Origin of the sequence: Rathayibacter oskolensis, from assembly GCF_900177245.1 — a bacterium.
Taxonomy (GTDB): Bacteria; Actinomycetota; Actinomycetes; order Actinomycetales; family Microbacteriaceae; genus Rathayibacter; species Rathayibacter oskolensis.
Map to the genome: position 1 here is coordinate 1,393,434 of NZ_FXBM01000001.1, position 18,650 is coordinate 1,412,083.

The window sequence follows — 18,650 nt, forward strand, 5'->3', positions numbered from 1 at the left end:
GCGCAGACCCCTGCGCACCAGCCCATCTCGCGAAGGAGCGGACATGAGCACGACCGATCACGACATCCGGAAGGGACTCGTGGGCGTCGTCGTCGACACCACGGCGATCTCGAAGGTCGACCCGGAGTCGAACTCGCTGCTGTACCGGGGGTATCCCGTCCAGGAGCTCGCGGCGGACCGCTCCTTCGAGGAGGTCGCCTGGCTGCTGTGGCAGGGCGAGCTGCCGACCACCGCCGAACGGGCGTCGCTGACGGCGTTCGAGCGCTCGCACCGCGGCCTCGCCGCCGAGGTGAAGTCGGTGATCGACGTCCTCCCGACGAGCGCGCACCCGATGGACGTCGTCCGGACCGCCGTCAGCGTGCTCGGCGCGCTCGACCCCGAGCCGGACGCGGACGATCCGGAGGCGGTGCTGGACCGGTCGATGCGGCTCTGGGCGGCCCTGCCCGCGATCGTCGCCTACGCGCAGCGGCGGCGGCGCGCCCAGGAGCCGATCTCGCCGCGGAGGGACCTCGACTACTGCGAGAACTTCCTCTGGATGACGTTCGGCGAGGTGCCCGACCCGATCGTGGTCGACGCGTTCCGCGTGTCCCTGATCCTGTACGCCGAGCACTCGTTCAACGCGTCGACCTTCACGGCGAGGGTCGTCACCTCCACGCTCTCGGACGTCTACTCCGCAGTGACGGCGGCCGTGGGGGCTCTGAAGGGACGGCTCCACGGTGGCGCGAACGAGGCGGTGCTGCACGTCTTCGACGAGATCGGGCTCGGTCCCGAGGCGCCGACGCGGTCGAGGGAGTGGCTCGAGGCGGCGCTCGGCGAGCGTCGCAAGGTGATGGGGTTCGGCCACCGCGTGTACAAGTCGGGCGACTCGCGGGTCCCGACGATGGAGGCGGCGATGCGCCGCGTCGCGGAGTACGAGGGCGCCGCCGAGATGGTCGAGCTCTACGACGCACTGGCGGAGGCGATGGCGGAGCGCACCGGGATCCTGCCGAACCTGGACTACCCGTCGGGGCCCGCGTACCGCCTGATGGGGTTCGACACCGAGATCTTCACGCCGCTCTTCGTCGCCGCCCGGGTGGTGGGCTGGACAGCGCACGTGCGCGAGCAGCGGGCGTCGAACGCGCTCATCCGACCGCTGTCCGCGTACGACGGACCCGCGCGGCGGGCGGTGCCGGCGCGGTGATGCTGGCGGTCTGAGGGAGGCGTGGCTTTGTTAGGAGGTCGGTCTCGAGAGGCCTGCGTCGGCCGCTCGACCAGCAGGGTCCACTGCCTGCTGGTCGAGCAGTCGCTGAGCGGCGTCTCGAGACCCGTCGACTCAGGCTCGCGCGTCGCGCTCCTGCGCCCGCAGGGCACGCTCGACACCCGCGAGGTTCTCGATGACGAGACGGCGCAGCGCCGGCACCTCCGGGTTCGCGGCGAGCCACTCGCGAGTGGCCTCGACGATCGCCGTCGTCGGAGTCGCGGCGGGGTAGAAGCCGACGACGAGGTACTCGGCGATCTTGTAGCTCTTGCTCTCCCAGAGCTCGCGGAGCGCACCGAAGTAGACCGGCACCATCGCGTCGAGCACCGCGGGATCGGAGGCGCGCTGGAAGCCGAGACCGGTCGAGCGGACGATCGTGTTCGGCGCCGAGTCGTCGGTGGTGACCGAGTCCCAGGCCGCGCGCTTCGCCTCCGGAGTCGGGATCGCGGCGCGAGCGCTCGCGGCCGACTGCGCTCCGGTCGCCGTGTTGTCGGCCGCCAGCGCCTCGTCGATCTCGGCGGCCCCCGCGCGACCTCCCGCGACGAGCGCGATCAGCAGCTCCCACGCCAGATCCGTGTCGATCTCGAGGCCCGGGAGCGTCGTGGCGCCGTCGCGCAGCGCCTGCACCGCGTCGAGGTGCTCGGAGGTGGACGAGACGGCCGCGAAGAACTTGACGAACTGGAACTGCGCGTCGCTGCCCGCCTCCGCCTCCCGGGCCATCGCCCAGAGCCGGTCGCCGACCTCGCCGACGACCTCGGTGCGGTGCTCGGGCGCGACGTACTGGGTGGCCGTCGCGACCAGCTGGTTGAGCACCGTGCGGAGGGTCGTCGATTCGGTCTCGGTCGCGATGTTGCCCAGGATGAGGCGGACGAAGTCGCGCGGGGCGGACTCGGCGTCTCGGGTCGCGTCCCAGACGGAGCCCCAGACGAGCGAGCGGGCGAGCGGGCTCTCGATGCTCGCGAGGTGCTCGATCGCGACGGCGAGCGACTCCTCGTCGAGGCGGATCTTCGCGTAGGCGAGGTCGTCGTCGTTGAGCAGCACGAGAGCGGGGCGCGTGCGGCCGATCAGCTCGGGGACCTCTGTCCGCTCGCCGTCGACGTCGAGCTCGAGCCGGTCGACGCGCACGAGACGGTCGCCCTCGAAGTCGTAGAGGCCGATGGCGAGGCGGTGCGGGCGGATGGTCGGGTACTCCTCGACGGCCGTCTGCAGGATCGCGAAGGAGGCGATCGCTCCCGACTCGTCCACGGAGATCTCGGGGCGGAGCGTGTTGACCCCGGCCGTCTCGAGCCACAGCGACGACCACTCGGTGAGGTCGCGACCGCTGGTCTTCTCGAGCTCGACGAGCAGGTCGCGCAACTCGGTGTTCGAGAAGGCGTGCTTCACGAAGTACTCGTGCACGCCGGCGAGGAACTCCGCCTCGCCGACCCAGGCCACCAGCTGCTTGAGCACCGAGGCGCCCTTGGCGTAGGTGATGCCGTCGAAGTTGACCTGCACGTCCTCGAGGTCGTTGATGGTCGCGACGATCGGGTGGGTCGAGGGCAGCTGGTCCTGGCGGTACGCCCAGCTCTTCTCCATGGCGGCGAAGGTGGTCCACGCCTCGGTCCACTCGGTCGCCTCCGCGGTCGCGAGCGTCGACGCGTACTCGGCGAACGACTCGTTGAGCCAGAGGTCGTTCCACCACTTCATCGTCACGAGGTCGCCGAACCACATATGCGCGAGCTCGTGCAGGATCGTCACGACCCGCCGCTCCTTGACCGCCTCGGTGACCTTCGAGCGGAACACGTAGGTCTCGGTGAAGGTGACGGCCCCCGCGTTCTCCATCGCCCCGGCGTTGAACTCGGGGACGAAGAGCTGGTCGTACTTGTCGAACGGGTAGGGGACACCGAACTTCTCCTCGTAGAAGGCGAAGCCCTGCTTGGTCTTCTCGAAGACGTAGTCGGCGTCGAGGTACGGAGCGAGGGAGGCGCGGGCGAAGACTCCGAGCGGGACGGTGCGGCCGTCGGAGGAGACGAGGGAGTCGGTCTCGACCACGTAGGGCCCCGCGATGAGCGCGGTGATGTAGGACGAGATGCGCGGAGTCGGCTCGAAGCTCCATGTGGCGATCCCGTCGCCCGCCGGGACCGGCTCGGGCGTGGGCTGGTTCGAGACGACCTGCCAGGCCGCGGGTGCGGTCACGGTGAAGCGGAAGGCGGCCTTCAGATCGGGCTGCTCGAAGACCGCGAACATGCGCCGCGAATCCGGGACCTCGAACTGCGAGTAGAGGTACACCTCGCCGTCGACCGGGTCGACGAAGCGGTGCAGGCCCTCTCCGGTGTTCGTGTAGAGCGCGTCGGCGACGACGGTCAGCTCGTTGTCGGCCGCGAGCGAGTCGAGGCGGATGCGCACTCCGTCGGCCACTTCGGAGGGGTCGAGGTCGGCGCCGTTCAACGTCACCGAGTGGACGGTCTTCGTGATCGCGTCGATGAAGCTCGACGCTCCCTCGGTCGCCGTGAACCGCACGGTCGTCGAGCTGAGGAAGGTCTCGGCGCCCCGGGTGAGATCGAGGGCGACGTCGTAGTCGATGACCTGGATCAGTGAGGCGCGCTCCTGCGCTTCGCTCCGGGTGAGGTTGTCTCCTGGCACGTGGTGCTCCATCCGTTCGTCTCGGGCGCGGCCGTCGGCACCGGGGTGCCGGCGCCACCGATCTACCCTAGAGCCGCCTGGGGGGTGAGCGGCGGGAGGCCCCGAGCGGCGTAGCGTGGAGCCATGACCACCGTCGATTTCTGGTTCGATCCCTCCTGCCCCTGGGCCTGGATGACCTCGCGGTTCGTGGACGAGGTGACTCCCGCCCGCGAGCTCGACGTGCGCTGGCACATCATGAGCCTCGCCGTCCTCAACGAGGACAAGGACGTGGACGACTCCTACCGTGCCTTCTTCCCGCGCGCCCTGCGCTACACCCGCCTCGTCGCGGCGGTCGCCGAGCGCGAGGGGCAGCAGCACGTCAAGCCGCTCTACGACGCGCTCGGCACGCGGATCCACGTCGGGGGGCGGAAGGATGTCGACGAGGTCATCACCGAGTCGCTCGCGGAGCTCGGCCTCGCGGCCGAGCTGGCGGCGTACGCCGACACCGACGAGTACGACGAGCCGATGCGCGCCTCGCACTTCGACGGCATCGAGCGCGTCGGGCAGGACGTCGGGACTCCGGTCATCGCGATCGGCGACGTCGCCTTCTTCGGCCCCGTCCTCTCACCGACTCCCCGCGGCCAGCAGGCGCTGACCCTCTGGGACGGCATCGTGGCCGCCGCGTCCTACGACGGATTCTTCGAGCTCAAGCGCTCGCGGACCCGCGATCCGATCTTCGACTGACCGCACCGGCGCCCGCCGCGCGGGCGGTACCCTGACATCCGGCCCCGGCTCCACGGGCATCAGACGGCACTTCCGGAGGACGAGCGCGTGCGCATCCACATCGCAACGGACCACGCAGGGCTGGACTTCAGCCGGCACCTGATCGACCACCTCGGCGCCGCCGGCCACGAGGTCGTCGACCACGGTCCCACTTCCTACGACCCGCTCGACGACTACCCGTCCTTCTGCATCAATGCGGCCGCCGCGGTCGTCCGCGATCAGGAGGCGGGGGTCGAGGCGCTCGGCATCGTCTTCGGCGGCTCGGGCAACGGCGAGCAGATCGCCGCGAACAAGGTGACGGGCGTCCGCGCGGCGCTGGTGTGGAGTCTCAGCACGGCGGTCCTCGCCCGCCAGCACAACGACGCGAATGTGATCTCGATCGGCGCCCGCCAGCACACGGTCGAGGAGGCGACGGGCTTCATCGACGCCTTCGTCGCCGAGCCCTTCTCGTTCGAGGAGCGGCACGTCCGCCGCATCGCCCAGCTGGCCGAGTACGAGGCCACCGGCGACATCGCCGGGCGCGTCGTCGACTCCGCCGCGGACGGCCGCTGAGTGCCGGAGGGGCATTCCGTCCACCGGATCGCACTGCAGTTCGAGCGCGACATCGTCGGGCACGCCGTCGCCACCAGCAGTCCGCAGGGCCGCTTCACGGAGGGCGCGGCGCTGCTCGACGGTCGCACGGTCCTCGAGTCGACCGCGGTCGGCAAGCACCTCCTCCTCCGGTTCGAGGGCGACGCGACGCTGCACGTGCACCTCGGCCTCTACGGCGCGTGGGACTTCCTCGGCCGCGTCTCCCCGCTGTTCCCCGACGGGAAGGCGGGCAGCAGCATCGGTGCGCCCCGTCGCCGCCGGGCCGTGCGGCTGTCCGAGACGGAGCACGAGACCGACACCGACCTCGACGAGTTCCCGCCGCCTCCGATCGGCGCCGTGCGCGTGCGCATCCAGACGGAGGAGACCGTCGCCGATCTGCGCGGACCGACCGCCTGCGAGGTGATGGACCCCTCCCAGGTCGAGGCGCTGCTCGCGCGACTCGGCCCCGATCCGGCCGCCGACGCCTCCGACGCCGCGCGCGATCGCTTCGTGAACCGTCTGCGCAAGACCGCGACCCCGGTGGGCCTCGTGCTGATGGACCAGTCGGTGGTCAGCGGGATCGGCAACATCTACCGCGCGGAGCTGCTCTACCGTGCCGGACTCGACCCGCACACGCCGGGCAAGCAGGTGCCGCTCGAGCTGGCGCGCGAGCTCTGGGACGACTGGGCGCTGCTGCTCGAGGACGGCATCCGCACCGGGATGATGATCACCCGCCGCGGCCTGACCGCGACCGAGCGCTCGAAGGCGGTCAGGAGCCGCGCCGAGCGCAACTACGTCTACAAGCGCGAGGGCCTGCCGTGCCGGGTCTGCGGGACCAACGTCCTGCTCGAGGAGATCGGTGCGCGCAAGCTCTACTGGTGCCCGGTCTGCCAGTCCTGACGACCTGATCGACGAGAGGATTCGATGCGCCAGAACCCGAGCTTCCTGCTGAGCGACAGGGACGACATCAAGCAGCTGATCCGCGAGAACCCGTGGGCGACGATCGTCAGTTCGACGTCGTCGGGGGAGCTGGTCGCGTCGCACTACCCGGTGGTCCTCGACGAGAACGAGGAGGACGTCGTGGTGTTCAGCCACGTCGGCCGCCCCGACGATCTGCTGCACGAGCTCGGCGAGCACGAGATCCTGATGATCGTGCAGGGCCCGCACGGCTACATCTCACCGGGCTGGTACGACGCCGACCCGGCCGTCCCGACCTGGAACTTCGTGACCGTTCATCTGTCCGGGACGCCGGAGATCCTGTCGCCGACGGAGAACCTCCGCGCGCTCGCCGATCTCGTCGACCGCTTCGAGGAGGTGCTGCCCGACCCGCGCCGGATGGAGGGCACTCCCGAGGACGCCGCCTACGCGGCCCGCATCTCGAGCGGAACGGTCGGCTTCCGGCTGCGACCGACCCGCATCGTCGCGAAGCGGAAGATGAGCCAGAACAAGCCCGCCGCGATCGTCGACCGCGTCCTGGCCGAACTCGACGGGGACGGGCCGTACTCCTCCGCGCCACTCGCCCGCGAGATGCGCCGCGCCCGCCGGGAACCGGGCGACCGGTGAGCGGCGGCCTCCTCCTCCGCGGCGCCCGACTGCTCGGCGCCGAGGAGCCCGTCTCGATCCTGCTCGACGCAGGTCGCGTCGCCGCCATCGGTCCCGACGGGTCGCTCGAAGCCGACACCGTCCGCGAGTTCGACGGTCGATGGCTGATCCCGGGGCTCTGGGACGAGCACGTGCACTTCTCGCAGTGGGCGATGACGGCGCCGCGCCTGGATGTCTCGGCGGCGCAGTCGGCCCGGGAGGTGGTCGAGGCGGTGCGCGGGCGCCTCGCCTCCACCGCCGACTCCGCCGCGACGCTCGTCGGCTTCGGGTTCCGCGACGGCCTGTGGCCGGACCTCCCGACGACAGCACTGCTCGACGCCGTCGCGCCGGAGCGTCCCGTGGTCCTGGTCAGCGGCGACCTGCACTCGGCCTGGGTCAACTCCGCCGCCCTCCGCCGCTACGGGTTCGCGCAACGCGAGGGCATCCTGCGCGAGGACCCGTGCTTCGAGCTCGTCACCGCTCTGAGCGCGCTGAGCGACGACGAGCTCGACGGCCTCGTCGACGAGGCCGCTAGGCGAGCTGCCGCACGCGGAGTCGTCGGCGTCGTGGATCTCGAGATGCGCTGGAACGTCGGCGACTGGCAGCGCCGCGTGCACGGCGGCAACCGCTCGCTGCGCGTGGACACGGGTGTCTACCGCGACGACCTGGAGCGGGCGATCGCCGAGGGTCTGCGGACGGGGGACGACCTCGTCGGCGGCGAGGGGCTCCTCCGGATGGGGCCGCTGAAAGTGCTGATCGACGGGTCCCTGAACACCAGGACCGCGTACTGCGCTCATCCGTACCCGGGCGACGGCGCGGGTCGCGGGGTGCTCACCGTCGACCCCGGCGAGTTGGACGCCCTGCTCGCCCGGGCGGCGGGAGCGGGCATCCGGTCGACGGTGCACGCCATCGGCGACGCGGCGGCGACGATCGCGCTGGACGCCCTCGCGCGGGTCGGCGGCGGACGGATCGAGCACGCGCAGCTGCTCGCCGGAGCCGACATCCCCCGGTTCGCCGAGCTCGGGGTCGTCGCCGGAGTCCAGCCGGCCCACGCCCTGGATGACCGGGAGGTCGCCGAGCACTACTGGCCGGGACGGACCGGCCGGGCGTTCGCTCTTCGCTCGCTGATCGACTCCGGGGCCTCGGTCGTCCTCGGTTCCGACGCGCCCGTGGCTCCGCTGGACCCGTGGGTGGCGATCGCCGCCGCCGTCTCGCGCGCGCGGGAGGGCGACGAGCCGTGGCACCCCGAGCAGCGCCTCAGCACGGCCGAGGCGATCTCCGCCTCGACCAGGACGCGCCGCCTAAGGCCGCGCCGGGGCGATCCGGCCGACCTCGTCGTGCTCGACCGCGACCCGCTCGCCGCCGATCCGGAGGAGCTGCGGACCATGCCGGTCGCCGCCACCCTCCTCTCGGGGCGCTTCACCCACGAGGCGTGACGTCCCTCCGGGCCGGGGGGCGAACGCTCTCGTGTGCTCGCGAACCGCCTCGGTGATCGGCGGGTCTTGAGACGCCCCCGCGCGGCTGCTCGACCAGCAGGGTCGCGGGCGTCGGTCCACCATCGATCAGCGGAGTGACGGGCGGGGAACGACGGACGGCCCGCAGGATCCGGGGATCCAGCGGGCCGTCAGGGGGAGTGCGCTCAGCTCTCGCTGACGTGCGCGAAGAGGAACCAGCGGTCCTTCTCGAGTCCGCGGCCGATCTCGATCGCGACGTCCTGGCTGCTCGCGTCGATGTCGGCGAGCTCGGCGATCGCGGTGTTGACCGTGGTGATCGCGACGTCCATCTGGTTGATGATCTCGACGATCGCGTTCTCGGAGCGCTGGAAGCCCGGGGTGAGCGGCGCCGACCGCGTCGCGGAGGCGACGGTCTGGATGCGCGCGTCGACGGGGAGTCCGAGGGCCACGACCCGCTCGGCGGCGAGGTCGGCCCACTCGATCGCGCGACCGACGATGGCGTCGAGCAGCTCGTGCACGCCGATGAAGTTGGCGCCGCGGACGTGCCAGTGCGCCTGCTTGCCGTTGACGGCGAGGGCGGTCATCTCGATGACGACCGGGCTGAGGAACTGAGCGACTCCGGATGCGACATCCGGGTTCGACGAGGTGAGCGACGTGACGGATGCGGTGGACATCATCGGGTCCTTTCGAGAGGGGGTGACTGATCGTCAACTGTACGCCGCAGCCCAGCGACCGCAAGGAAGCAGAGGCTCCGCTAACGCGGGCGAAGGGGAGCCTCGCCTGAGCCGGCGGGTGATCGCACGGGTCGGGACGGGGGTCTGCCCCCGGGCCCCGGCGAGCGCTCGCGGCTACGCTCGACGAGGCGCCGGGCGACCGCTCGCGCGCCGGGAGGAGGGGCGGATGCGCGCCGCACCGTCTGCTCCGCCTGCACGGTCTGCACCGTCTGCTCTGGGCGAGGCGACCCGGTCCTACCTCCGGCTCTGGCGCGACCTGCCCCGGGAGGCGCTGGCGCTGGTGATCGCGGTGCCGCTCAGCCTGGCGGGCGCCTTCGCCGCGGGCGCCGCTCTCGCTCTCGCGCTCGGTCTCATCGGCGTCCTCATCGGCCTCGTCTTCCTGCCTCTCGCCCTGGTGATCGCACGCTTCTTCGGCCGAGCGGCGAGGGCACTCGACCTGCTCGCCGGTCGCCCGGTGATCCCCGAGCCGCAGTGGCGCCGCGCGCCCGCCTCCGTCACTCCGGCCACCTTCTCCCTGTACGGGCCGGTGATCGACGGCCACTACTGGCTCGCCCTCCTGCACACCCTCGTCGTCGCACCGCTGCTCTCGACGGTCTTCGCGGCGGTCCTGCTCGGCTGGACGCTCGCCGGTCTCGGCACGCTCGTCTCCGTGCTCGGCGGCACGGCCGGGGGGACGACGACGGCGGTGCAGTGGGTCGTGGAGCGAGCGACGACGCTGCTCGGCCTGCCCGACCCGCCCCCGGCGCTCGTCGCCCTCGCTGCCGTCGCGATGATCGTGCTGTTCGTGTCGACCCTCCCGTTCGCGACGCGCGGGCTCACGCTGGCGCGCTACCTCGTCGACCGGCTGCTGCTCGGTCCCTGGGGGTCGGAGGCACTCCAGCGCGAGGTCGCCGAGCTGAGCGCCTCGCGCGGCGCGGCGGTCGCGGCCGAGGACCGCGCGCTCCGCCAGCTCGAGCGCGACATCCACGACGGCCCGCAGCAGCGGCTGATCAGGGTGCAGATGGACCTCGGGTCGGCGAAGAGCCGGGTGGGCTCCGATCCGGAGGCGGCGGCGGCCCTGATCGACGAGGCACGCGAGCACGTGCGGGCGGCCCTCGACGAGCTCCGCGCCCTCTCGCGCGGCGTGGCGCCGCCGATCCTGCAGGACCGCGGCTTCGAGGCGGCCGTGCACTCCCTCGCGGCGATGAGCCCCGTGCCGGTCCAGGTTCTGACCGAGCACCCCGTCGAGGGGGTCCCCCCGGAGGTCGAGCGCAGCGTCTACTTCGTCGTCGCGGAACTGCTCGCGAACGCGTCGAAGCACGCATCGGCGCAGACGGTGCGGGTGCACCTCGATGTGCGCGACGCGGGCTCGACAGGGGAGCGCTGGCTCGACGCCTGGGTGATCGACGACGGAGTCGGCGGCGCCGCTCCGGTCGCCGGGCACGGCCTCGAAGGGGTCGCGGGCCGGGTCAGGGGGCTCCGCGGACTCCTCACGGTCGAGTCGCCGCGCGGCGGGCCGACGACGATCGGCGTCCACGTGCCGTTCCGCCCCACCGCACCGGCGGACCCCGTGGATCCGGGGGCTCCCGCCTCCGCGGCCTAGTCTGAGGGCGTGCCCGCCTCCGCTCCTCTCCGCGTCGCCATCGCCGAGGACTCCGTCCTGCTGCGCGAGGGCCTGGTCCGCCTCTTCGAGGACGCCGGGTTCGACGCGGTGGGAGCCCACGGCGATGCGGAGGGGCTCCTCGCGTCCCTCGAGGGCGCCCCGGACGCCGTCGATGTCGCCGTCCTCGATGTGCGGATGCCGCCCACCTTTCGCGACGAGGGCGTCCGGGCGGCCCTCGAGATCCGCAGGCGGCATCCCCGCGTCGCCGTCCTGATCCTGAGTCAGTACGTCGAGGTCACCTACGCGCAGGAGCTCCTGGGCTCGGGGGAGGGTGGGATGGGCTACCTCCTCAAAGACCGCGTCGCGTCGGTCGACGAGCTGCGCGACGCCGTCGAGCGGGTCGCGGCGGGCGGCACCGTCCTCGATCCGCAGGTCGTCGCCTTGCTGCTCCAGCGCAATCGCGATCCGCTCGCGGCCCTGACGCCGCGCGAGCGCGAGGTCCTCGAGGCGATGGCCCAGGGCCGCACGAACGCGGGCATCGCCTCCGCCCTGTTCGTCGGGGTGGGAGCGGTGGAGAAGAACGTGACGTCGATCTTCCAGGAGCTCGGGCTCGAGGACTCCGGGTCCGACCACCGCCGGGTCCTCGCCGTCCTCGCCTGGCTGCGCGCCGGTCGATGACGGCGCGTCAGCCCAGTGCGGTCCGCTCGGCCTCGTAGAGCGCGCGGACCTCGTCGGCCGTGAGCGCCCTGTCCCATACGCGGAGCTTCGCGAAGGTGCCCTGCGCGTAGTTGCCCGGACCGGTCGAGAGCTCGACCGCTCCCACCGTGAAGTCGCCCGGCGTGGGGTTCAGCCCGTCGGGGAACAGGTAGGGGTTCTTGGCGTAGACGTTCTTCTGGTTGTCGACGAAACGCGGGATCGCGACCGCGGCGCCGTCGAGGTACGAGACGGCCTGAGTGCCGTCGTAGGTCCCGACGTGCAGCTGCCACACGTTCCGCGTGAAGTTCTGGCCCGATGCCGAGTAATCCCGCGAGTAGGGGTAGCCCGGGGTCGGTCCGCCGGTCCGGGAGACGTGGAAGTTCGCGCGCTCGTCGCCGCCGTACATGCTCAGGTCGTAGAAGAGGCCGTAGGAGCGACCCGGATTCGCGGAGTTCTCCTTCCACGGTCCCGCGATGAACCCGGCGTTCGTGTCGGTCATGTCGACCCAGGCGGCGACGGTCACGGCGTTCCCGGTCGCCCCGACGGTGAGCCGTCCGGTCGACGCCGCGGGGATGCGGAGATAGCTCGTACCGGTCATCCGGATGCCGGTTCCCCAGGGAGTCGTCGTCGACAGTGCGGCCGTCCGGCCCGCCTGGGTGAGAGGCAGGTCGCCGACGGTCGTCCGGTAGGGCGCGGCCGCCTCCGAGAAGTCCCACTGCGCGAGAGGCACCGGCACTCCCGGAGTCGGGGGCTGCGGTGTCGGGGTCGGCGTGGCCGTCGGGGAGACGGTCGGTGCCGGAGTGGGAGTGGCCGTCGGCGTCACCGACGGAGCGGGCGTCGCGGTCGGGCTGGAGGTGGGCGTCGGGGACGCGGTCGCGACGGCCACGATCGTGATCGCCGCGCTGCTCCCGATGTTGCCCGCGGCGTCACGGGCTTTCGCGAGGATCGTGTGGGACCGGGCGTCGAGCGCCCGCGCCGAGGTGACGAGGACCCAGTCGCCGCCGTCGCGCTGAACGGCGTTGCCCAGGCGCGTCGATCCCGACCAGAACGAGACCGCGGTCACGGCCACGTCATCGGTCGCCGTCGCGATGAACGTCGTGCTCCCCGAGACCGTGGCTCCACTCCTCGGCGCCGTGATGACGGCGGTGGGCTTCTTCGTGTCGGGCCGCGGGGTCCCCGAGGGCGTGGGTGCCGGTGCGGTGGGCGTCGCAGTCGCGGTCGCCGACGGGGTCGGCGTCGGAGTCGCCGTCGGAGTCGGTGACGGTGCAGGCGTCGCGGTCGGTCCCGGCGTGGGGCCCGCGTGCGAGACGACGACTCTGACCGCGCTGCTGGTGCCGATGTTGCCCGCGGCGTCACGCGCCTTCGCTGTCAGCACCAGGGGTCCTTCCTGCAGCGAGCGGGTGTCGAGGTCGAGCCGCCACGATCCGGAGTCGGCGGCGGCATAGCCCAGCCGGCGCGATCCCTCCCAGAACGAGACGGCGCTGACCCCGGTGCCGTCCGTGGCGGAGGCGCGCAGCACGGTCGTTCCCGTCACCGTCGATCCCGCAGTCGGAGCGGTGATGCGGACGACCGGCTTGGTCGTGTCCGTCGCGGCGACCGCAGAGCCTCCCGTCGATCCCACGGCGAGCGACAGGAGCAGGAGGCCGGCCAGTGCTGCGAGCGTCGTCCGCCGCCCTCGGGAGCCGTCCTTCGTCGTGCGCGTCATCGCCAGCCCCGTCCGCCCCCACGGGATCCCCCGTAACGGGGACAGCCTAGGTCGTCCGGCTGCCGCCGCGCGTGCCTCGGGCGGTGACATCCGATCGGCCTCTCGGAGGCGGTCCGCAGACCTGCGGCCGGCAGGCTGTGCTCGTGCGCGCCTCGGTCGCAGCTGCCAGGATCGAGTCGACCCGACCTGCGACGAGAGGACCGACGATGTCGACCAGCGGATCCGACGGCGCGCGCGTGCTCACCCTGCCGGGCGGCCGTGCACCCGTGATCGCCACCACCGCCTGGGTCGCGCCCGGCGCGACTCTCGTCGGATCCGTCGAGCTGGGGGAGCGGTCGAGCGTCTGGTACGGCGCCGTCCTGCGTGCCGAGAACGCCAGGATCACGCTCGGTCGCGGCAGCAACCTCCAGGACGGAGTCGTCGTCCATGTCGACGCCGGCTTCGACGCCACGATCGGCGAGGACGTGTCCGTCGGGCACCACGCGGTGCTGCACGGCTGCACGCTCGAGTCCGACGTGCTCGTCGGCATGAACGCGACGGTCCTGAACGGAGCGGTCATCGGCACGGGATCGCTCGTCGCGGCGGGCGCCGTGGTCCTGGAGGGAACGGTGGTGCCGCCCGGCTCGCTGGTCGCCGGAGTCCCCGCGAAGGTCCGCCGCGACCTGACCGACGAGGAGCGCGCCGGCATCCGCCGGAACGCCGCCTCCTACCTCGAGCTGACCGAGCTGCACCGGGAGGCCCGCGCCGCCGACTGACGACCGCGGGGTACTTGCCGCGGCGATCCGATCGCGTCACACTCGTGCTGACCGCCCCCTGGTCTCCGGCACCCCCTCTCGATCGACGGCCCCCGCCGCCCGCTCGGATCCCCGCCTCCGTCCACAGGCACCCAGATCTCCACTCCGCTCGCGCCCTCCGCGCATCCCGAGAGCAGTGACATGGCCGACAGACCCCCTCGCTCGGTCCTCCGCCCGCTGGTCGCGGTGCTCGCGCTGCTCGTGCTCGCCGGGGGAGTCGCGGTGCCCGTCGCCGCAGAACCGCGCACGATCTCGGTCGTGTCGTTCGGTGACTCGGTCACCCGCGGCACGGCGAGCTGCACCTCGAGGGCGGACTGCCCGGTCAACTCCTGGGCGACCGGGTCGGCCCCCGCAGTCCGCTCGATCGCCCAGCGGTTGCAGGAGGTGAATCCGGGAAGCGTCGTCACCACGGCGAACTACGCCAAGGCCGGGAGCATGATCCGCGCGGTCTCCGCGATGGTCTCCACCGCCGCCGCCGCTCGTATCGAGGCCGACTACGTGACCGTCCTGGTCGGCGGCAACGACCTCTGCCACCGCGACATCAGGGCGGCGTCCGACGGCTACACGATGACGCCCTCGACGGCGTTCACCGCATCGGCGTCGAGTCTTCTGCGGCAGATCGGCACCACCTGGCCGACCGCGACGATCCTCCTCAGCTCGACACCGGACGTGGCCTCGGAGTGGGCGGGACTGCGGGGCGGGCCCGCTGATGCCGAGTGGTCGAAGGGCAAGCTGTGCCGGACGACGCGCGGTGTGACGCCTGAAGGCGTCGCTCTGACCGGCGACGCGTACGCCGCGTCGGTGGCCGCAGCGGCGGAGCGGACCCGGCAGTACAACGGCGCTCTCGCGGCCGCCTGCGCGTCGGTCGGACCGCGGTGCGTCTGGGACGGAGGGGCGCTCACGGCCACGCCGCTGCCGCCGGAGATCGTGTCGACCGTCGACTGGTTCCACCCGAACGTCCGCGGCCAGGCGCTGATCGCGGGCGTGCTCTGGGGTCCCGAGGCCGTGCCGGCGTGGGCAGTGCCCGGAGGCGCTCCGACGCCGACCGCTTCGCCGACCGCTTCGCCGACGGCATCGAGTACTCCGGGGCCGTCGGGCGCGCCGACTCCCGAGGCGTCTGCGTCTGCGACGGCGACCCCTTCGCCGGAGGCGTCCGCGTCGCCGACGCCGGCCGCGACTCCGACTCCTTCGGAGTCGCCGACTCCGACCGTGTCGCCGGCTCCGTCGGCGTCGCCCACCCCGACCGCGCTGCCGTCCCCGTGGGCGTCGCCCACCCCGACCGTGACGCCCTCTCCGTCGGCGTCGGCCACTGCGACGGTCTCGCCCACTCCGTCGGCAGCGCCTTCCGCGACCCCGTCGTCCACCGCGACCCCTGCCCCCACTGCGACCCCGACCCCCACTGCGACCCCGACCCCCACTGCGACCCCGACCCCCACTGCGACCCCGACCCCTAGCGCGTCGCCGACGTCTACCCCGTCCCCGACCCCCGCTGCGTCTGCGACGCCTCCTCCGTCCGCCACGCCTACTCCCACCGTGTCGCCTGCCCCGACCGTGTCGCCCACTCCGTCGGCCACCCCCACGGCGTCGCCGACCGGCACTCCGCCGCCGACGACAGCGCCGACACCGACGACACCGACGCCGACACCGACGGCAGCGCCTACGCCGACAGCGACAGGCACCGCAACGGCGTCACCCACTCCCACCCGCGACACCACCGCGCCCCAGGTGCGCATCACCAGCCCGGCCTCCGGCAGCACGGTGTCCGGCACGGTCACGCTGGTCGCCGCCTCCGACTCCGACACCGCCTCGGTCGTCTACTGGACGGGCTCGATCAGGATCGGCACCGCGAAGCAGGCCGCCGACGGCACGTGGAGGCTGACGGTGTCGACGATCGGGTTCGCGAAGGGGCCGCACCCGGTCGTCGCGAAGGCGGTCGACCGCTCGGGCAACGCCTCGACGAGCCCTGCTGTGACCGTCACCGTCCGCTGAGCGGACCCGGTGCCCGGCGACACTTCGGGTTCGCAGGGAGAGGCACTGAGGGCCCCGGCGCACCGAGGGCCTCGGGAACGCGAGGGCCTCGGGAACGCGAGGGCCTCAGGAACGCGAGGGTCTCACGAGTGAACGAGCAACGGAGGGGCTGACGAGAATCGAACTCGCATCATCTGTTTGGAAGACAGAGGCTTTACCACTAAGCTACAGCCCCGAATCGCAGCGTCCGGAGGACCGGTACTGCGCTTCGCCGCCCGCCGGCGGGAGACCACCGTCGAGCACCACGTCAGCGTAGTACATGCCGGGCGCCACGGTCGACGCCTGCCTCCGCGCGTCCCCGGGGAGGCGTTCCGGACGCTCGAGCCGCCGTGCAGTACACTTGCGAAGGCCATTTCGGCGTGTCGCGCGAGCGGACGTGCGGGAAGGGCTCGACGAGAGTCCTCACGGCACGGTCCACCGGCCCGGGCATCCGGGGCGTAGCTCAGCTTGGCTAGAGCGCCCGCTTTGGGAGCGGGAGGTCGCAGGTTCGAATCCTGTCGCCCCGACCACGAGTACTCATCGTGACGACCTCGACCCGTGACGACCGGTCACACGGCGCCGACACCAACCAGCACAGGAGATCCCCTCACGTGAAGACCACGGTAGAACAGCTCAGCCCAACCCGCGTGAAGCTCGCGATTTCGGTCACCCCGGACGAGCTCGGCCCCAGCATCAAGCACGCCTACGGCCACATCGCCGAGCAGATCAACGTCCCCGGCTTCCGCAAGGGCAAGGTCCCGCCCGCCATCGTCGACCAGCGGGTCGGCAAGGCCGCCGTGCTCGAGCACGCGGTCAACGAGGGCCTCGACGGCTTCTACCGCGAGGCCGTCCGCGAGAGCGAGGTGCGCCCCCTCGGCCGCCCCCAGGCGGACATCGTCGCGTGGCCGAGCGACAAGGACTTCACCGGAGACCTCGAGCTCGCCATCGAGGTCGATGTGCGCCCCGAGATCACCGTCCCCGACTACGAGGGCATCGAGCTGACGGTGGACGCCGCCGAGGTCACCGACGCCGACGTCGACGCCGAGCTCGACCGCCTGCGCAGCCGCTTCGGGACGCTCGTCACGGTCGACCGCCCCGCGACCACGGGCGACTTCGCCCAGATCGACCTCATCGCGACGATCGACGGCGTCGAGGTCGACACCGCCAACGCCATCTCCTACGAGCTCGGCTCCGGCGAGCTCATCGAGGGCATCGACGAGGCGCTCGACTCGCTCACCGCGGGCGAGAGCACGACCTTCACCGCTCCGCTGCTCGGAGGCGACCACGCCGGCGAGCAGGCCGAGATCGCGGTCACGCTGACGGCCGTCAAGGAGCGCGAGCTCCCCGAGGCCGACGACGACTTCGCCCAGATCGCGAGCGAGTTCGACACCATCGCCGAGCTGCGCGAGTCGCTCAAGGAGCAGGCGGCGCAGCAGAAGACCTTCGGCCAGGGCGGACAGGCGCGCGAGAAGCTCGTCGAGGCGCTCCTCGAGCTCGTCGAGGTCCCCGTGCCGGCGTCGCTCGTCGAGGACGAGGTGCACCGCCACCTCGAGGGCGAGAACCGCCTCGAGGACGACGAGCACCGCGCCGAGGTGACCGAGGCTAGCGAGAAGACCTTCAAGACCCAGATCCTCCTCGACCACGTCGTCGAGCAGGAGGGGGTCCAGGTCAGCCAGGACGAGCTCACGCAGTACCTCATCCAGGGTGCGGCGCAGTACGGCATGGAGCCGAACGAGTTCATCAAGATCCTGTCCGAGAACAACCAGATCGGCCAGATGGTCGGCGAGGTCGCCCGCAACAAGGCGCTCGCGATCGTCCTCGGCAAGGCCACGGTCGTCGACACCGAGGGCAACCCGGTCGACCTGACCGACTTCACCGCCGTCCCCGGCGAGGACGAGGCCACCGACGACGACGCCGCGACCGTCGAGGTCGAGGCGGACGAGGTCGCGACCGACGAGGTCGAGGCAGCGCCCGCGGCCGAGGTCGACGCCCCCGTCGAGGAGGAGGCCGCGCCCGCTCCGAAGAAGAAGCGCGCGCCCGCCAAGAAGAAGGCCGACGCCGCCGAGACGCCGGCAGCCGAGTAGGCGACCGACCGCACGCACAGGAGCCGCCCCCGATCCGTCGGGGGCGGCTCCTCTGCGTCGCGGCACCGCCGCGGATCCGCCCCGGGCGAACACCGGCCCCTCCCGCTCCGCCCCCGGCGAACACGGCCGGGTCGCGTCGGCACCGTCCGATAGATTCGCCTCCGAAGCGACAACTGAAACGGAGCGACACATGGCCGACATGGTTATGCCCAACAGTGTTTTCGACCGCCTGCTGAAGGACCGGATCATCTGGCTCGGCTCTGAGGTGCGCGACGAGAACGCGAACGAGATCGCGGCGAAGCTGCTGCTGCTCGCGGCCGAGGACGCCGAGAAGGACATCTTCCTCTACATCAACTCGCCCGGCGGCTCCATCACCGCGGGCATGGCGATCTACGACACCATGCAGTTCGTCCCGAACGACATCGTGACGGTCGGCATCGGCATGGCGGCCTCGATGGGTCAGCTCCTGCTCACCGCGGGGACCCAGGGCAAGCGCTACATCACCCCGAACGCCCGGGTGCTGCTCCACCAGCCGCACGGCGGCTTCGGCGGAACCGCGTCCGACATCCAGACCCAGGCGCAGCTCATCCTCGACATGAAGAAGCGCCTCGCCGAGATCACCGCCAAGGCGACCGGCAAGACCGTCGAGCAGGTCAACGAGGACGGCGACCGCGACCGCTGGTTCAGCGCCGAGGAGGCGCTCGCCTACGGCTTCGTCGACCACATCCGAGCCTCCGCGACCGACGTGGCCGGCGGCGGCGGAACCGCCATCGACGACTGACCCCCACACCGACGGATGACACAGACGCGCCGAGAGATCAG

15 protein-coding genes and 2 tRNA genes are annotated in these 18,650 nt (G+C 71.9%); 13 read left to right on the forward strand and 4 right to left on the reverse strand.

What is annotated here, in order from left to right; genetic code table 11:
- The first annotated feature begins 43 nt into the window (after nt 1-43).
- A complete protein-coding gene (locus B9Y99_RS06775; protein ID WP_085475753.1) occupies nt 44-1,180 on the forward strand; it encodes a bifunctional 2-methylcitrate synthase/citrate synthase in 1,137 nt (378 codons plus the stop codon).
- A 132-nt stretch (nt 1,181-1,312) separates the two neighbouring features.
- Here B9Y99_RS06775 and pepN read toward each other — a convergent pair whose 3' ends face one another.
- Nucleotides 1,313-3,859: an aminopeptidase N gene (gene pepN, locus B9Y99_RS06780; protein WP_085476286.1), complete on the reverse strand. Its 2,547-nt coding sequence runs from the start codon at nt 3,857-3,859 to the stop codon at nt 1,313-1,315.
- Nucleotides 3,860-3,982: 123 nt separating this feature from the next.
- Here pepN and B9Y99_RS06785 point away from each other — a divergent pair, with 123 nt between their 5' ends.
- The 5 genes from B9Y99_RS06785 to B9Y99_RS06805 all read left to right on the forward strand — a co-directional run bounded on the left by B9Y99_RS06785 (nt 3,983) and on the right by B9Y99_RS06805 (nt 8,208).
- Nucleotides 3,983-4,582, forward strand: coding sequence for a mycothiol-dependent nitroreductase Rv2466c family protein (locus tag B9Y99_RS06785; RefSeq protein WP_085475754.1), 600 nt, complete (start codon nt 3,983-3,985; stop codon nt 4,580-4,582).
- 87 nt (nt 4,583-4,669) lie between these two features.
- On the forward strand, nt 4,670-5,173 hold the full coding sequence (locus B9Y99_RS06790) for a ribose-5-phosphate isomerase (RefSeq protein WP_085475755.1): 504 nt from the start codon (nt 4,670-4,672) through the stop codon (nt 5,171-5,173).
- Nucleotides 5,174-6,091 carry an Fpg/Nei family DNA glycosylase gene (locus B9Y99_RS06795; RefSeq protein WP_085475756.1) on the forward strand — a complete coding sequence of 306 codons (918 nt, stop codon included), beginning with the start codon at nt 5,174-5,176 and terminating at the stop codon, nt 6,089-6,091.
- A 24-nt stretch (nt 6,092-6,115) separates the two neighbouring features.
- The gene (locus B9Y99_RS06800; RefSeq protein WP_085475757.1) at nt 6,116-6,754 is read left to right on the forward strand and encodes an FMN-binding negative transcriptional regulator; all 639 of its coding nucleotides are present in this window, start codon (nt 6,116-6,118) and stop codon (nt 6,752-6,754) included.
- Complete coding sequence (locus B9Y99_RS06805; protein WP_085475758.1) at nt 6,751-8,208, forward strand: amidohydrolase; 1,458 nt, start codon at nt 6,751-6,753, stop codon at nt 8,206-8,208. Before B9Y99_RS06800 ends, B9Y99_RS06805 begins: the two co-directional genes overlap by 4 nt.
- A 203-nt stretch (nt 8,209-8,411) precedes the next feature.
- Here the strand turns inward: B9Y99_RS06805 and B9Y99_RS06810 are convergent, their stop codons facing one another.
- Nucleotides 8,412-8,903 carry a Dps family protein gene (locus B9Y99_RS06810; RefSeq protein ID WP_085475759.1) on the reverse strand — a complete coding sequence of 164 codons (492 nt, stop codon included), beginning with the start codon at nt 8,901-8,903 and terminating at the stop codon, nt 8,412-8,414.
- 223 nt (nt 8,904-9,126) lie between these two features.
- Between B9Y99_RS06810 and B9Y99_RS06815 the strand changes: the two genes are divergently transcribed.
- Nucleotides 9,127-10,542, forward strand: coding sequence for a sensor histidine kinase (locus tag B9Y99_RS06815; protein WP_085475760.1), 1,416 nt, complete (start codon nt 9,127-9,129; stop codon nt 10,540-10,542).
- 9 nt (nt 10,543-10,551) lie between these two features.
- Nucleotides 10,552-11,220, forward strand: a complete 669-nt coding sequence (locus B9Y99_RS06820) for a response regulator transcription factor (RefSeq protein ID WP_085475761.1) — start codon at nt 10,552-10,554, stop codon at nt 11,218-11,220.
- Between the two features lie 7 nt (nt 11,221-11,227).
- Here B9Y99_RS06820 and B9Y99_RS18735 read toward each other — a convergent pair whose 3' ends face one another.
- The gene (locus B9Y99_RS18735) at nt 11,228-12,943 is read right to left on the reverse strand and encodes an Ig-like domain-containing protein (RefSeq protein ID WP_165759553.1); all 1,716 of its coding nucleotides are present in this window, start codon (nt 12,941-12,943) and stop codon (nt 11,228-11,230) included.
- Nucleotides 12,944-13,149: 206 nt separating this feature from the next.
- On the opposite strand from B9Y99_RS18735, the gene B9Y99_RS06840 reads away from it, so the two are divergent.
- Together B9Y99_RS06840 and B9Y99_RS18450 are read left to right on the forward strand one after the other, a co-directional pair.
- The gene (locus B9Y99_RS06840; protein ID WP_085475764.1) at nt 13,150-13,698 is read left to right on the forward strand and encodes a gamma carbonic anhydrase family protein; all 549 of its coding nucleotides are present in this window, start codon (nt 13,150-13,152) and stop codon (nt 13,696-13,698) included.
- Nucleotides 13,699-13,878: 180 nt separating this feature from the next.
- Nucleotides 13,879-15,726, forward strand: coding sequence for a GDSL-type esterase/lipase family protein (locus B9Y99_RS18450; RefSeq protein ID WP_129587925.1), 1,848 nt, complete (start codon nt 13,879-13,881; stop codon nt 15,724-15,726).
- A 143-nt stretch (nt 15,727-15,869) separates the two neighbouring features.
- Here the strand turns inward: B9Y99_RS18450 and B9Y99_RS06860 are convergent.
- Nucleotides 15,870-15,940 (reverse strand) — tRNA-Gly (locus B9Y99_RS06860).
- Between the two features lie 256 nt (nt 15,941-16,196).
- On the opposite strand from B9Y99_RS06860, the gene B9Y99_RS06865 reads away from it, so the two are divergent.
- The 3 genes from B9Y99_RS06865 (at nt 16,197) to B9Y99_RS06875 (ending at nt 18,609) form a co-directional block, all read left to right on the forward strand.
- A tRNA-Pro gene (locus tag B9Y99_RS06865) sits at nt 16,197-16,274 on the forward strand.
- A gap of 81 nt (nt 16,275-16,355) precedes the next feature.
- Nucleotides 16,356-17,828 carry a trigger factor gene (tig, locus tag B9Y99_RS06870; RefSeq protein ID WP_085475766.1) on the forward strand — a complete coding sequence of 491 codons (1,473 nt, stop codon included), beginning with the start codon at nt 16,356-16,358 and terminating at the stop codon, nt 17,826-17,828.
- A gap of 52 nt (nt 17,829-17,880) precedes the next feature.
- On the forward strand, nt 17,881-18,609 hold the full coding sequence (locus B9Y99_RS06875; RefSeq protein ID WP_280158010.1) for an ATP-dependent Clp protease proteolytic subunit: 729 nt from the start codon (nt 17,881-17,883) through the stop codon (nt 18,607-18,609).
- The last annotated feature ends 41 nt before the right edge of the window (nt 18,610-18,650 follow it).

What these genes read in the sequence shown, in the direction of transcription:
- B9Y99_RS06775 (WP_085475753.1), top strand. Translation starts at nt 44, where the DNA reads ATGAGCACGACCGATCACGACATCCGGAAGGGACTCGTGGGCGTCGTC.
- B9Y99_RS06785 (WP_085475754.1), top strand. Translation starts at nt 3,983, where the DNA reads ATGACCACCGTCGATTTCTGGTTCGATCCCTCCTGCCCCTGGGCCTGG.
- B9Y99_RS06800 (WP_085475757.1), top strand. Translation starts at nt 6,116, where the DNA reads ATGCGCCAGAACCCGAGCTTCCTGCTGAGCGACAGGGACGACATCAAG.
- B9Y99_RS06810 (WP_085475759.1), bottom strand. Translation starts at nt 8,903, where the DNA reads ATGATGTCCACCGCATCCGTCACGTCGCTCACCTCGTCGAACCCGGAT.
- B9Y99_RS06815 (WP_085475760.1), top strand. Translation starts at nt 9,127, where the DNA reads ATGCGCGCCGCACCGTCTGCTCCGCCTGCACGGTCTGCACCGTCTGCT.
- B9Y99_RS18735 (WP_165759553.1), bottom strand. Translation starts at nt 12,943, where the DNA reads ATGACGCGCACGACGAAGGACGGCTCCCGAGGGCGGCGGACGACGCTC.
- B9Y99_RS06840 (WP_085475764.1), top strand. Translation starts at nt 13,150, where the DNA reads ATGTCGACCAGCGGATCCGACGGCGCGCGCGTGCTCACCCTGCCGGGC.
- B9Y99_RS18450 (WP_129587925.1), top strand. Translation starts at nt 13,879, where the DNA reads ATGGCCGACAGACCCCCTCGCTCGGTCCTCCGCCCGCTGGTCGCGGTG.